We start from the raw sequence: 14,116 nt of genomic DNA, 5'->3' as shown, positions 1-14,116 counted from the left end.
CTAATTGGAAAATTCAAGGTTATACCGTATAATGAAAGTGTAAGTTAGGGGGGGATATAATTGATGGATGCACTAGTAAACATAGGAATAAGCATATTGATTGGTATTATATTTATACTTGCGGCCCTTATTCTTCAAAAAAATCCACCGACGGATATTAATGCAGCATACGGTTACCGTACGAAACGATCTATGAAAAATAAGGAATTATGGGATGCAGGTAACAGGTATAGTGCAGAAGTGATGAAACAAAATGGATTCATTATGATGTTAATTGGAAGTGTTATTAGTATACTGTTTAGATATCCACATACAATGATAGCGATTATGATTGTTATGCTGTTGTTAATCATTCGTTTATTTATGCGAGTAGAGAAAAGATTAAAGATACTTGAACAATAATGAGAAATAAAATAGGACTCCCGCACAATATAAGCTGGGAGTCCTATTTTATTTACAAACTATTATTTTTTAGTAATTCTTTACCTTGTTCTACAACAAATTCATAGTATTCAAGGTCATATGGATAAATATCTTCAAATGTTATCGTTATCGGTTTACTGTTTAGAGCAGAAATAGTTGATATACATGAAATATCCCTTTTTAATAGTTGTAGAAAGGAAGTTGCATGTACTTTCATCACATCGTCTACTTCTTCACCTGGTGCAAATGGAAGTGGTTGTATTACATTATGGAAATACATATGACAAAACTCACGATCAGTAAGATTTGAAATTTCATAATCTATTTTATAGATTCCTTTGTATGCTAAATCAGTAGTTTGAAAGGAAAGCCCCAATTCTTCTTCAATTTCACGAAGGCCGCCAATTTGTACATTTTCATTATGCATAATATGTCCAGCGGATGTAATATCCCATATACCCGGAGCTTCTTTTTTATTTATAGAGCGTAATTGGAAATATAAGAACATATCTTCATCATCTTTTTCTACAAACCAACAATGAAATGTTTCGTGCCAATCACCATCGCGATGCACTTCATCACGTAATTTCTTCCCAAGTGTATTTCTTTCAGGATCAAATATTGTTAACCACTCTGTCATTTTAATTCCCCTTTCTGCAAATTTTATTATACAATAATCGTATTGAATTTTGGGAAAATAAAGAAAAAGGAGTGAGTATAAGTGGAAATAGAGAGTGAGAAAATAAAATCGATAATTTCAACTGAGGAAGAATTAAGACAAATATTGGGGCAACCGAGTGAGCGGGCTTTGAAAAAGGTTATTTCATCACTTGATCACCATTGTGTAGATTTCCTATCTAAATCTCCTTTTCTAGTATTGTCTACTGCAAATAAATTAGGAGAGTGTGATGCTTCGCCTAGAGGAGATGCACCTGGATTTGTACATGTATTAAATAAAAATAAAATTATCATTCCTGAAAGACCGGGTAATCGTCGTATAGACTCAATTTTAAATATTATTTCAAATCCGCACGTAGGGTTAATCTTTTTTATTCCTGGTCTTGGGGAAACACTCCGAATAAACGGTAAAGCATATATTACAAACGATGAAGAAATTTTGAAAGAAATGCAGGCGAATGGACGTAATCCGTTACTTGGAATTGTTGTTGAAATAGAAGAATGCTACATTCATTGTGCAAAAGCTTTTATTCGTTCAAAAATGTGGGATCCAGAGTCATGGTTAAATAAAACAGAGCTACCTTCAGCAGCGAAAATGTTAATGGAGCATGCGAAAGTGAATGCTTCAGAAGAGGATGTTGCGCGTTCTTTAGAAGAAAGTTATACGAAAAGATTGTATTGAACAATTGTAACTACTCAGTCATTCTATGAAAAACCGACAGAAAAGCACTTTTTTAATGGTCGAGAGGGGCTGGCTATGTATAGGAGCGGTCAGGGCCTTTTCCTGCCATGCGCAAAGTTTTAAAATAAAGGAAGGTAGCAAGGTGTAGGTCCATTTTTTATCTTCATGGCAGCAATCTATATGCTAAAAAGTGAAAGTAACTTTCTATAGGTAATAAGGGGCGGATTTTCGCTGGAATAATACTCCTTACCAAACTCCTAAATGAAATGTATGGCTGAGTAGGTACAAATAATTCACTTTATAAATATGGTGTTAAAGCGTAAAACTCTTTTTGTTTTAGAAAGAAATTTTAATATGGATATTGTTGGCTTGTCTGTGATGAATATATGTGACAGAGAATAAGTTTGTTTTAGATAATTTGTTATTGTAAAATATAATAATGTATTTCCTTTAAAATAGTAAATAAAAATAGGCTTGCTTTTTAAAATTTTCATAACTATAATAAGTTAACAAATAGACATGAACGAAAAAGTAACGATAAGGACATGAGATGATTTTTACGGTTTACAGAGAGGGAAGCCAAGGCTGTGAGCTTCCTAACACGAAAAATGATCTTACCACCTTTGAACTTCAATAGTGAACGAGTAATCTAGTAATTATTGACGGTATCAGCCGTTATCTGAACTTGAGCAACCTAGAAGGAAATAAGCCTGGGTTGGAACAAGGGTGGAACCACGAAAACACATTCGTCCCTTTCCTAGGGATGAGTGTGTTTTTTTATAGTAATTAGATTGAAAATTAAAAATAATTAAAAAATAGTATTGATTTTGTTTTTTATGCGAGTATAATGAGTTAACAAATATATATGAACGGAAAAGTAACGATAAGGACATGAAATCATTTTTACGGTTTACAGAGAGGGAAGCCAAGGCTGTGAGCTTTCTAACACGAGAAATGATCTTACCACCTTTGAACTTCAATAGTGAACGAGCAATCTAGTAATTATTGACGGTATCAGCCGTTATCTGAACTTGAGCAATCTAGAAGGAAATAAGTCTAGGTTGGAACAAGGGTGGAACCACGAAAACACATTCGTCCCTTTCCCAGGGATGAGTGTGTTTTTTTATTACTTTGAAAGGAGGTGCGGTAACATGAAACGATTAGTACGTACGGAAATAACCACCACCTGCATGAAAAAATGGCAGAGCAAGGTGATTGATAGAGATAAAAAATAAAATTTTAGGAGGAGATTAGAAGATGAATAATGTTATTAATGTTGGGGTATTAGGGTTAGGTACTGTCGGAAGTGGTGTTGTCCATATTTTGAAAGAACATTATAAAAAAATCACTCTTGATACAGGATATGAAGTAAAGGTAAAGACAGTCGTTGTACGTGATTTGGAAAAAGAACGTGATGTTTGCATTGATGGAATCGTAGTAACAAGTAATGTTGATGAAGTTCTAAATGATTCAAATATTGATATTGTAGTAGAGGTAATGGGCGGAATTGAAGAAGCGAAAGAGCATATTGTGAAGGCTTTACAAAGTAAGAAACATGTCGTAACAGCAAATAAAGATTTAATGGCCGTATACGGTGCGGAGCTTTTGCAACTGGCAAATAAAAATGAATGTGATTTATGTTATGAAGCAAGTGTAGCGGGTGGGATTCCGATATTAAGAGGATTAACAGACGGGCTAGCGTCAGATCAAATTGAAAAAATAATGGGAATCGTAAATGGAACAACAAATTATATGTTAACAAAGATGAGTCAAAATGGATGGTCGTATGAAGAGGCTTTACAGGAGGCACAAAAATTAGGTTTCGCAGAATCCGATCCAACAGCGGATGTAGATGGGCTAGATGCTGCGAGAAAGGTAGCAATTCTTGCTAACTTAGGTTTTTCGATGAATGTTTCTTTAGATGATGTTCAAGTTAGAGGTATTCGAAAGGTTGAAAAAGAAGATTTAGAGATGGCCGAAAAATTAGGATTTACTATGAAATTAATTGGCAAAGCTGAGAAACAAGGATCATCCATTCACTTAAGTGTAGAACCGACTTTATTACCAAGTCATCATCCGCTATCGAATGTGAATAATGAATTCAATGCGGTGTATGTTCACGGTCAAGCAGTAGGAGAAGTGATGTTTTACGGACCTGGAGCTGGGAAGTTACCAACTGGTTCTGCTGTAGTAAGTGACATTATTTCAATCGTTAAAAATATGAATCAAGTTCCGAAAAATAAAAGTGTATTAAAAGAACCGGAGCCGTATGAATTACAAGGAGATGAAGAAGTAGTTTCGAAATACTTTTTGCGTATTTCATTACGAGATGAGCCTGGGATGTTACAAAAAATAACAGAATGTTTCGTTGATTATTCTGTGAGTTTAAAAGAGGTAATTCAATTACCTTTGAATCGTGAGCTTGCAGAAGTCGTTGTTGTGACGCATCGAACTTCAAAATATCAATTCGAACAAGTTTTAGGGGCGATAGAAGATGTCGCAAGTGAAATAAACAGTTACTACATTATTGAGGAGGAAAAACAATATGTATAAAGGACTATTAAAACAGTATGCTTCTTATTTACCAGTGAATGAAAACACACCTGATGTCAGCTTAATGGAAGGAAATACACCCCTTATTCCATTATTAAATATATCAAAACAATTAGGGATTCAGTTATACGGAAAGTATGAAGGAGCGAATCCAACAGGTTCTTTTAAAGATCGTGGTATGGTAATGGCTGTTGCAAAGGCGAAAGAAGAAGGGGCAGAGGCAATCATTTGTGCATCTACAGGTAATACATCGGCATCGGCTGCAGCTTATGCGGCACGCCTCGGGATGAAATGTATTATCGTAATACCAGAAGGGAAAATTGCGCATGGGAAATTAGCGCAAGCAGTTGCTTATGGAGCGGAGATTATTTCAATAGAAGGGAATTTTGATGATGCACTTAGAGCTGTAAGAAATATTGCTGCAGAAGAGCCGATAACATTAGTAAACTCAGTGAATCCTTATCGAATTGAAGGGCAAAAAACAGCGGCATTTGAAATTTGTGACCAGTTGCAAAACGCACCAGATGTTCTAGCTATCCCTGTTGGAAATGCTGGGAATATTACAGCATATTGGAAAGGGTTCTGTGAATACGAGAAAGAAAAAGGATATAAGAAGCCAAGAATTCACGGCTTTGAAGCGGAAGGAGCGGCGGCAATTGTAAAAGGACATGTCATTGAGGTACCTGAAACGATTGCAACAGCGATTCGCATCGGTAATCCAGCAAGTTGGTCGTATGCAGTAGAGGCAGCCGAGCAGTCTAATGGTGAAATAGATATGGTGTCAGATGAAGAAATATTACATGCGTATAGATTGTTAGCAAAAACTGAAGGAGTTTTCGCAGAGCCAGGATCGAATGCTTCATTAGCGGGCGTAATTAAACATGTTCAATCTGGAAAAATCAAAAAAGGCGAAACAGTTGTTGCAGTTTTAACTGGAAATGGTTTAAAAGATCCTGATATCGCAATTTCTTCTAATAAATTTGATATTGCAAGTGTGTCAAATGATATAGAACAAATTAAAGATCATATTAAAGGGGTGATTATGTCGTGATACCATTAAGAGTTCGTGTTCCTGCTAGTACAGCGAATGTTGGACCAGGATTTGATTCTGTTGGAATAGCTTTGTCATTATATTTAGAAGTAAGTGTAAAGGGAGAAGCTGATAAGTGGCAAGTGATACATTCTTTTGACGATTCAATTCCAACAGACGATAAAAATTTAATTGTTAGCACGGCATGTAAAGTATGTCCTTCTTTATCACCCCATATAATAGAAGTTACTAGTAATATTCCGCTGACAAGAGGGCTAGGAAGTAGCGCATCAGCGATTGTAGCAGGAATAGAGCTTGCGAATCAACTTGGAAATTTACATTTAACAACTGATCAAAAGGTTCAAATTGCTACAAATTTTGAAGGACATCCAGATAATGTTGCTGCTTCTATTTTAGGTGGAACTGTAATCGGAGCACTGGATGGAAAGAATGTTTCGGTTGTAAGGATTGAAAGTAAGGAATTAGGCGTAATTTCTCTTATTCCGAATGAAGAGCTAAATACGGAGGAAAGTCGATCTGTATTACCAGAGATGTTTCCGTTTCATGAAGCGGTTAAGGCTAGTGCGATAAGTAACGTATTAGTAGCTGCGTTATGTCAAAAGAAGTGGGAAGTTGTAGGTGAAATGATGGAAAGAGATCATTTCCATGAGCCATATCGTTTAGAACTTGTACCGTTATTACCATCAATTCGTAAATGTGCAAAAGAATTCGGAGCATATGGTACAGCTCTTAGTGGCGCGGGACCATCCATTTTTATTTTAACTCCGTATGAGAAGCGTCAAGAAATTGCTGACCAATTAGCAAGAGTATTTGCCGCTATGAAAGTATGTGAGCTTGAAATCGATCATAAAGGGATTATTGTAAATAAGGAAGAACATATTGGATTATAAAGAAAGCTAGCATCGCTAGCTTTCTTTAAATTATGGAGAATCTATTTTAACGGGAATTTTTCAGGAGAAATAATGTTTTAAAAAGAGAATATAAAATGAATATTAATTTTAGAGGTGATTATATGAGTTCAAAAGAGTCACCAGAAGAAAAAAGAGAACGTATGAGACAAGGTGAATTGAAAAATAACCCTACCGGTTCTTTGAATGATGGACTCAATAGAGCAGAATCAGGTAGCCCTGTTGATATGACAGGGGGGATGAATTGGAAAGGTACAGGGATATTAATTTTAGTGTTAGTTTTAGGATATATTATATACAGTTACTTTTTCAGTTAAGGGGATATTGTTGAAATTTTGATTTGTTTGAACTCGTAATTAGTAAAAATGAACTTATTTTTATACTTTGAAGAGGGCCGTCCCAAAAGTTTTTTTGGACGGCCCTCTCTTGTTAATAGGTAGGATATGATTGTCATATTTTGTAGTTAAGTCGATATATTTCAATTTGCGTCAATATAAGTAGAATTGTGATTGTTATAATTTCATGTATCGTTGCAAATTTACCCAATAAGAACATGACTCCATTTCAAAGTTCGGCTTTTGGGACATTCTTTATTATTTTTTGCCACATTCCTGTAACAAAGCTCCTGTATATTCAGTGGTGGAGGTGCAGAAGATGAAAAAAATGATAGCAATATGTCTTCTTACTACTATGTCATTTTCGACTTTAGTCGGGTGTGATGTAAAAGGTAATAATGCTTTACAAGAGTCTAAAATAAAGAAAGCGACGTATAAAGATTTTACTTACGATGTAAATCCAGAGACTTTTACGTTAACTGTAGAACATGGTGGTGTAAAGGAACAGGCATCGCAACCGTTACCGAAAATGAAGGTATCGAATTTAAAAAAAGACAAGGATCGCACATCGTGGGAATATCCAGATCAAAAAGTAAAAGTAAACTTAGAAAAGAAAAAAGATCACTTAAATATTGAAGTGGAATCGACTGGTGCAGAAAGTTTTACATGGCCGAAAGTACAAGCTGAAAATTATACACTTCCGTTATGGGAAGGTAAGCAAATTCCAAGTAATGATGAGAATTGGAAGAAGTTTTTAAAGGATGATGTATATTCATTTGCTGAATCATTTGCCATGAAGTTTTTCGCATTAAATGGGTCGAAATATTCGATTGTATATATTGCGAACAATGTGTTTAATAATGAATTGAAATTTCATTCGGACCCGAAAATAGGGTTTGATTTTACACATGAATTCCCGAGTATAAATAAAAATAAAACATATGGATTTCAGTTATATGTGACAAATAATGATGCAGTAAGTATTGCTAAGCTATACAAAGACAACATTGTTGAAAAAGGTGAATTTAAAACATTACAAGAAAAGGCTAGAAAAAATAAAGAGATTGAAAAACTTTACGGTGCCGCTCATTTTTATTTTTGGAATCAAAATGGTTTATCAGCAAGTAACATAAATTGGCCGAAGTTAAGAGAGCAAATAAATAGCCGGGTGTTTAGCCATATAAAAGAGCTTATTCAAAAAAATAGTTCAGAGCCTGGGGAATTGAATGTATTTGAGCAAGTAAGTAAACAAGATTTCATTGATAAATATCAAAAAAATGTTATTTTGCGTTATATAAACGAAGTATTATCAATGAAGGAATTGTATAAAGAGGATATTTTCCCGAAAGTTGATCAGGAAGCGAGTGCGCTATTAAAAAAAGGTGTAGATCACTTATCGAAGGCGGAACTGTATAGCTTAAATAAGCATTTATTAAAGTCAGTACTCGGTGATGCAGTTGAAGATGTAAGTAAATGGGGAACCGCAGATGGAACGGATATAACAAAGGAAATGAAAGAAGCAGGGATAGACAAAGCATGGATTGGTCTACCAAACTGGGAACAAGGATATATGCAACCTAATTTTGTTACAGAAGCTAAGAAAATGGGATATTTAGTTGGTCCGTATGATTCTTATCATTCCATTCACGAAAAAGGTGATAAAAATTGGAACACAGCGTCCTTTAATGATCCATCGTTATATGAAGAGGGTACTGTAACGAAGAAAAATGGAGAAAAGGTGCAAGGATTTTTAGGGAGAGGGCGAAAATTAAATCCGACATTATCACTGCCTAGTGTAAAAGAACGAATGAACGATATATTACAAAATGGTCCTAAATATAATTCATGGTTTATTGATTGTGATGCGACGGGTGAAATTTATGACGATTATTCAACAAAACATGTAACGACACAAGAACAAGATTTAAAAGCACGATTAAAACGAATGGATTATATCGCGCAAGAAAAAGGGATGGTAGTAGGTTCTGAAGGTGGAAATGATTTTGCAAGTAGTACAATTGCATTTGCTCATGGCATTGAAACACCAGTTATTAAGTGGGACGATGAAGATATGAGGAAAAACAAAACAAGCCCGTATTATGTCGGTGGGTATTGGTCGCCAAATCAAAATGTTCCTGAAAAATATGCAAAACAAGTACCGTTGAAAGAAGAATATAAACAAGTATATTTAAATCCGGTATATTCGGTACCGTTATATAAATTAGTATACAATGATTCCGTTATTACAACGCATCACTGGGAATGGGGAAGTTTGAAAGTAAAAGATGAGGTAGGAAATCGTATGTTGTATGAGTTATTGTATAATGTTCCTCCTTTGTACCATTTAGATGAAGTAGAGTGGAATAAGCATAAAAAAGAAATTACAGAGCATCTGAAAGTTTGGAATGAAGTTCATGAAAAGGCAGTAAAAGAAGAAATGACGAACTTTTTATATCTGTCAGAAGATAAGCTGGTACAATCTGCTTCATATGGAAAAAACATTAAAATTATTGTGAATTTCTCTAATGATGATGTGGAAATAGAAAAAACGAAAATAAAAGCAAAGTCAGCTTTAATTAATAATAATGGGAAGCAAATAATATACACACCGAATGAGAAATAATAAAATGAAACTTCAATCAGTGGGGGGATTTATCTCTCACTGATTATTAGTCATCACCAATCAAAATTTCACGGCACAAACTTGACTCTTTATTCTTGCTAAATTGTGAGGTGAAAATCTTACTACCTGCAAATAACAGAATGATAAATCTGTAAATTTTAATGTTCTGAAGTATTGATTTTTTTAAGTTGATAAATAGTGACTTGCTAAAAATAAGCACGAGAGTATAATGTGAAATGGAATACATGTTGGATTCATGAAGTAACCTTACAAAATTGTAAGGTGATTGAAAGGAAATTCAATATGAAGATTACTAGACATACATTATACTAGGAAAAGAGAAAGAGAGGAGAATGAACATGAGCTCTGAATTAGAACAAGATACGAGAAGCAGTAAAAAACGTTCTAAAAGAAAGTCAATAAAATGGTTCATTTTAATTCCATTTTTCCTACTTATTTTTGGAGGAGTAGGATATGGATCGTTTATATATAACAAAGCAAAAGCTGTTGTAAGTGATGCGTATGCAAAAATTGATAAGTCATCAAAGCGTGATAAAGAAGTTGAACCGTTAAAGGATAACATTTCAATATTAATTATGGGTGTAGATGGAAGTGAAATGAGAAAAAGCCAATATGGCGAAGCGGTTCGAACAGATGCACTTTTATTAGCGACAATTAATAAAGATGATAAATCCGTTAAATTAGTTAGTATTCCGCGAGATTCACGCGTTTATATTCCATCTAGAAAGAAATTAGACAAAATTACACACGCACACGTATTTGGTGGTGTTGAAAGTACAAGAGATACAGTGGAAAGATTTTTAAATGTTCCAGTTGATTATTATGTGAAGTTTAACTTTGAGTCATTTGTACAAATTGTAGATTCAATTGGTGGTATTGATATTGATGTACCGGTTACTTTCACAGAACAAGATAGTAAAGACCAAGCAGGTATGATCCATTTAGAAAAAGGTTACCAACATTTAAATGGTGAACAAGCCCTTGCACTTGCGAGAACGCGTAAAATTGACAGTGACGCAATGCGTGGTCAAAGACAACAACTTGTAATTGAAGCAATTGCGAAAAAAGCTATGTCTGTTCAATCAATTAGCAAAATGGGCTCTTTACTTGATGCAGTGGATAACAACATGAAAACAAACTTAACGTTTGATGATATGCTTGCTATTACGAAAAATATGGCTGGATCTGACCTGCAAATGGAAAAAATGCAAATTGAAGGTACTGATAAACGTATTGGTGGTATTTATTATTACATTCCAAACGAAAAAAATGTAAAAGATATTTCAAAAAAATTAAATGATCATTTGGGTATAACACCAAAACCAGCTCGAAACGAATAGTAAAAAAAGATTGGCCTTTGCCAATCTTTTTTTATGGAAATATATTTGTAACTTTTCTGTAACGATTTTTTATATTAGAAAAACTATACTCATATGTATGAGAATATTGGAGAAGCAAATAGTATAAAAAATACTTAAAATTTGTAGTAAGGAAAGATATCATATGCAGAAATGGATAAGTATTTTGGGAATCATTTTTATATTGACTGGATGTAAAATGTCTGAAGCTCCAACAAGTTTAATGGGAGCTCCTGCAAATGAAAAGTGGATTAATGAATTAAAAGAACAAATAGATAAAGATTTGCCTGTTAATTATCGGTTGCTTACTCCAATGTCTAATAAAGATAAACAGATGATTTGGTCAATGGATTTTAAACAAGATAATAAGAAAGAAGCGATCGTATTTTATAAAGTACCGAATGAAGATCGGAGTATATATTTAGCTATTTATGCGGAAAGCAGCAATGGCTGGAAACTAAAGTCCACTCATACATTTGAGGGTGGGAATATAGATATTGTTAAAGTCGGTGATTTTACAGGGAACGGGAAGCGAGAGTTATTAATTGGAATCTCTGTAAGTCGTGAATCTTTAGAACATGTAATGTATGTTTTTTCGGAAGAAAATGATGATATGAAGGAGATTTATAATCGGCAATATACGAAGTTATTTATAGATGATTTAAATGAAAATGGCCTTAATGATATAAGCCTTGTTACTTATAAAAAAGATGAGCAATTGAAAGTTGAGTTCATTGAACAGTTTAAGACTATGTCTGAAGTTACATTTGATCCATATATAAATAGTATTCAACGAATACAAATGGGACGTATTTCTAACAAGTCAAAGGCAGTTGTAATTGATGCAGGAGTTGGGGCTCATTCAGGTATAACATATGTAGCAAAATTTGATAAGGATCATTATGAGGGGCTACCTATAGACGGGAAAGAAGATTTATTCAATGATTATGTTGTGGAAAGTAAAGACGTTAATGAAGACGGCATTATTGAATTTGTTCGTACTGTGCGTCCAAAAGGTTGGGAAGAGGTATCGTACGGAGAGAGCACGATGTTTGAGCGTTATATACAGTGGAGTGAAGAGGGAATTAAACCGATAGAAGAAAGATATGTCAATATAGAGAAAGGTTATTTTGTTAAAATTCCTCCAGCACTAATTGGAAAAATAACTGTCCCAGTTCAGCAAGAAGCACCGGATGTTCAAAAATTTATAGATGCAACTACAAATGAAATATGGCTTGAAGTCCATATTTTTAAGCGGAAAGAATGGTTCAAAATAAAAGGATACGAGGCAGCAGTTAAAACGGCTTCTCATGTATATGCAGTACCGAAGCAATCAAAATTTGAAAAAATGAAAGCATATATAAAACCGCTAGCGGATTATCAACAAGAGTAGGGAGGAGGGAATTATGTCAACAATTTTAGTTTTAGAAGATGAAATACCAATCCGTAGCTTTATTGTCTTAAATTTGAAACGTGCTGGATTTTATGTATTAGAAGCTAGCACTGGAGAAGAAGCGTTTCAGATTTTAAGTGAACATACTGTTGATGTAGCGTTACTTGATGTTATGTTACCGGGGATCGATGGTTTTCAAGTTTGTAAAGCTATCCGGGAAGAAAATGAAAAAATGGGTATTATTATGTTAACCGCACGTGTACAAGATGAAGATAAAGTACAAGGGCTAGGAATTGGTGCAGATGATTATATCGCAAAGCCGTTTAGTCCAGTAGAATTAACTGCACGAATACAATCTTTATTAAGAAGAATAGAAGTACATGAAGAAAAAACGAATACAATCACGTCTGGTCCGTTTTCGTTAAATATCATAGAAGAAAGATTATATAAAGGTGGACAATTAGTTGATTTAACCCCTACAGAGTACATGATATTACAGTATTTAATGAATCAGGCTTCGAAGCCGGTTTCGCGTGATGAAATTTTAAATATGATCTGGGGAACCAATTACGTAGGCGAGACGAAAGTAGTCGATGTAAATATGAGACGGTTACGTCAAAAGGTAGAATGTAATCCGTCAGAACCAGAGTTTATCCATACTGTGTGGGGAAAAGGATATGTGTGGAAGGAAAATATAAGATGAGACGGAAAGTGACTTTATATTTTATGACGGTCATTACACTAATGCTTGTATTATTTGAAGTAGCATTTTCAGTTTCTATTTATCGATATTATTATAACGGCATTGTGCAATATGTTGAATCGCATGCAAAGACAAGTACACGTTTTTTCTCTGAATACAATTCACTATATTTTATTCGTTTGCAAGAATATAGCGGAGAAATAATTGAGAGTTTCCAATTAGAAGGAACGGAATTACAATTGATTGATCGGCACGGTACAATTATACAATCGTCAAGTGGGCAAAAGGTTGAAGGTAAAGTGAGTATTCCTTATTCTTTACTAGAGGGGGAAATGTATCACCAAGTTATTACTACGAAAGATAACGTGAAACAATTAGAAGTATTAAGTCCACTCGTACATCAAGGGCAAACTATCGGTGTTTTAAAATATACGACTGTTTTAACACATGTAAATGCAAAGATTATTGAAATTATTATGTTTACTATTTCAGTTGGAATTATCATTTCAGGTATCGTATTCTTAATCAGTAGACGATTGGCGAATTCGTTTGTGAAACCTATCGAATCTATTATTCATGCTTCTTCGCAAATTGCGGAAGGTACATTAAAGGAGCAAATTAAAGAGGATTATCCTGGTGAATTAGGTGAGTTAGCGCATAGTTTAAATTATATGGCCGATAAAATAGAAAAGGCTGAGCAAATGAAAAATGAATTTATTGCTTCTATTTCTCATGAAATACGAACACCTTTAACAGGAATTAAAGGGTGGAGTGAGACGTTAAAAACAGTAGATCATTTAACAGATGAAGAAGTAAAGCAAGGTATGGGAATTATTTCAGGTGAAACAGACCGATTGATTCATTTAGTAGAAGAGTTACTAGATTTTTCAAGATTGCAGTCAAATCATTTTAATTTATATAAACAAAAGGTGCAATTGTACGATATACTAGAAGAGACGATTTGGCAATTAACTCCTAAATCAGAAGAGAAACAGATTCATCTAGTTGCTAATTTAGAACGAGTAGAACTAGTAGGAGATCGAAATAGACTAAAACAAGTTTTCCTAAATATTATTCATAATGCTATTAAATATTCAAATGAAAAAAGTACAGTTTACATTGAATCGACCAAAAGTGAAGGACAAGCCGTGATTAAGGTGACAGATCAAGGTATTGGAATTGCTAAAGAGCATCTACCATTTATAGAGCAGTCATTTTATCAGATTAATAACCATAGTGAAGGCGCAGGCATTGGATTAGCTATTGTAAAAAAAATGGTGGATTTTCATGGTGGTACGCTTAGTATTACAAGTAGAGAAAGCGTAGGAACAACAATTTTGATAAAACTCCCACTATAATTTATATAAAGTTTATATAGTGTAATAAGA

General features: G+C 34.2%; 12 protein-coding genes and 2 other annotated features. Of the genes, 11 read left to right on the top strand and 1 reads right to left on the bottom strand.

Features of this window, described 5'->3' with window-relative positions:
- The first annotated feature begins 63 nt into the window (after positions 1-63).
- Entirely contained in the window at positions 64-402 is a 339-nt protein-coding gene (locus ACE38F_RS18420) for an SdpI family protein (RefSeq protein WP_215556048.1), read from the top strand.
- 52 nt (positions 403-454) lie between these two features.
- Here ACE38F_RS18420 and ACE38F_RS18415 read toward each other — a convergent pair whose 3' ends face one another.
- The gene (locus tag ACE38F_RS18415; RefSeq protein WP_215556049.1) at positions 455-1,063 is read right to left on the bottom strand and encodes an NUDIX hydrolase; all 609 of its coding nucleotides are present in this window, start codon (positions 1,061-1,063) and stop codon (positions 455-457) included.
- An 81-nt stretch (positions 1,064-1,144) separates the two neighbouring features.
- Between ACE38F_RS18415 and ACE38F_RS18410 the strand changes: the two genes are divergently transcribed.
- The 10 genes from ACE38F_RS18410 (at position 1,145) to ACE38F_RS18365 (ending at position 14,086) form a co-directional block, all read left to right on the top strand.
- Positions 1,145-1,783, top strand: coding sequence for a pyridoxamine 5'-phosphate oxidase family protein (locus ACE38F_RS18410; protein WP_375370654.1), 639 nt, complete (start codon positions 1,145-1,147; stop codon positions 1,781-1,783).
- Positions 1,784-2,308: 525 nt separating this feature from the next.
- Positions 2,309-2,540: a binding site (T-box leader), on the top strand.
- A gap of 114 nt (positions 2,541-2,654) precedes the next feature.
- Positions 2,655-2,886 (top strand) — a binding site (T-box leader).
- A 154-nt stretch (positions 2,887-3,040) separates the two neighbouring features.
- The gene (locus ACE38F_RS18405; RefSeq protein ID WP_341036227.1) at positions 3,041-4,336 is read left to right on the top strand and encodes a homoserine dehydrogenase; all 1,296 of its coding nucleotides are present in this window, start codon (positions 3,041-3,043) and stop codon (positions 4,334-4,336) included.
- The gene (gene thrC, locus ACE38F_RS18400; RefSeq protein WP_375370655.1) at positions 4,329-5,387 is read left to right on the top strand and encodes a threonine synthase; all 1,059 of its coding nucleotides are present in this window, start codon (positions 4,329-4,331) and stop codon (positions 5,385-5,387) included. The genes ACE38F_RS18405 and thrC overlap by 8 nt, the downstream gene beginning before the upstream one ends.
- Complete coding sequence (thrB, locus tag ACE38F_RS18395) at positions 5,384-6,277, top strand: homoserine kinase (RefSeq protein ID WP_375370656.1); 894 nt, start codon at positions 5,384-5,386, stop codon at positions 6,275-6,277. The genes thrC and thrB overlap by 4 nt, the downstream gene beginning before the upstream one ends.
- 122 nt (positions 6,278-6,399) lie before the next feature.
- Positions 6,400-6,612: a DUF6366 family protein gene (locus ACE38F_RS18390; protein ID WP_215556054.1), complete on the top strand. Its 213-nt coding sequence runs from the start codon at positions 6,400-6,402 to the stop codon at positions 6,610-6,612.
- Between the two features lie 337 nt (positions 6,613-6,949).
- Complete coding sequence (locus ACE38F_RS18385) at positions 6,950-9,253, top strand: glycoside hydrolase (protein ID WP_375370657.1); 2,304 nt, start codon at positions 6,950-6,952, stop codon at positions 9,251-9,253.
- Positions 9,254-9,612: 359 nt separating this feature from the next.
- The gene (locus ACE38F_RS18380) at positions 9,613-10,614 is read left to right on the top strand and encodes an LCP family protein (RefSeq protein WP_341307038.1); all 1,002 of its coding nucleotides are present in this window, start codon (positions 9,613-9,615) and stop codon (positions 10,612-10,614) included.
- Positions 10,615-10,777: 163 nt separating this feature from the next.
- Entirely contained in the window at positions 10,778-12,025 is a 1,248-nt protein-coding gene (locus ACE38F_RS18375) for a hypothetical protein (protein ID WP_375370658.1), read from the top strand.
- A 13-nt stretch (positions 12,026-12,038) separates the two neighbouring features.
- Positions 12,039-12,728 carry a response regulator transcription factor gene (locus tag ACE38F_RS18370; protein ID WP_375370659.1) on the top strand — a complete coding sequence of 230 codons (690 nt, stop codon included), beginning with the start codon at positions 12,039-12,041 and terminating at the stop codon, positions 12,726-12,728.
- The gene (locus ACE38F_RS18365; RefSeq protein ID WP_375370660.1) at positions 12,725-14,086 is read left to right on the top strand and encodes a sensor histidine kinase; all 1,362 of its coding nucleotides are present in this window, start codon (positions 12,725-12,727) and stop codon (positions 14,084-14,086) included. The genes ACE38F_RS18370 and ACE38F_RS18365 overlap by 4 nt, the downstream gene beginning before the upstream one ends.
- Positions 14,087-14,116 lie beyond the last annotated feature (30 nt).

Origin of the sequence: Bacillus altaicus, from assembly GCF_042136375.2 — a bacterium.
GTDB classification, from domain to species: Bacteria; Bacillota; Bacilli; order Bacillales; family Bacillaceae_G; genus Bacillus_A; species Bacillus_A cereus_U.
The sequence above is the reverse complement of the archived record's forward strand: the minus strand, read 5'-3'. Positions and strand labels throughout refer to the sequence as shown.

What these genes read in the sequence shown, in the direction of transcription:
- ACE38F_RS18420 (WP_215556048.1), top strand. Translation starts at nt 64, where the DNA reads ATGGATGCACTAGTAAACATAGGAATAAGCATATTGATTGGTATTATA.
- ACE38F_RS18415 (WP_215556049.1), bottom strand. Translation starts at nt 1,063, where the DNA reads ATGACAGAGTGGTTAACAATATTTGATCCTGAAAGAAATACACTTGGG.
- ACE38F_RS18405 (WP_341036227.1), top strand. Translation starts at nt 3,041, where the DNA reads ATGAATAATGTTATTAATGTTGGGGTATTAGGGTTAGGTACTGTCGGA.
- thrC (WP_375370655.1), top strand. Translation starts at nt 4,329, where the DNA reads ATGTATAAAGGACTATTAAAACAGTATGCTTCTTATTTACCAGTGAAT.
- ACE38F_RS18390 (WP_215556054.1), top strand. Translation starts at nt 6,400, where the DNA reads ATGAGTTCAAAAGAGTCACCAGAAGAAAAAAGAGAACGTATGAGACAA.
- ACE38F_RS18385 (WP_375370657.1), top strand. Translation starts at nt 6,950, where the DNA reads ATGAAAAAAATGATAGCAATATGTCTTCTTACTACTATGTCATTTTCG.
- ACE38F_RS18380 (WP_341307038.1), top strand. Translation starts at nt 9,613, where the DNA reads ATGAGCTCTGAATTAGAACAAGATACGAGAAGCAGTAAAAAACGTTCT.
- ACE38F_RS18375 (WP_375370658.1), top strand. Translation starts at nt 10,778, where the DNA reads ATGCAGAAATGGATAAGTATTTTGGGAATCATTTTTATATTGACTGGA.
- ACE38F_RS18370 (WP_375370659.1), top strand. Translation starts at nt 12,039, where the DNA reads ATGTCAACAATTTTAGTTTTAGAAGATGAAATACCAATCCGTAGCTTT.
- ACE38F_RS18365 (WP_375370660.1), top strand. Translation starts at nt 12,725, where the DNA reads ATGAGACGGAAAGTGACTTTATATTTTATGACGGTCATTACACTAATG.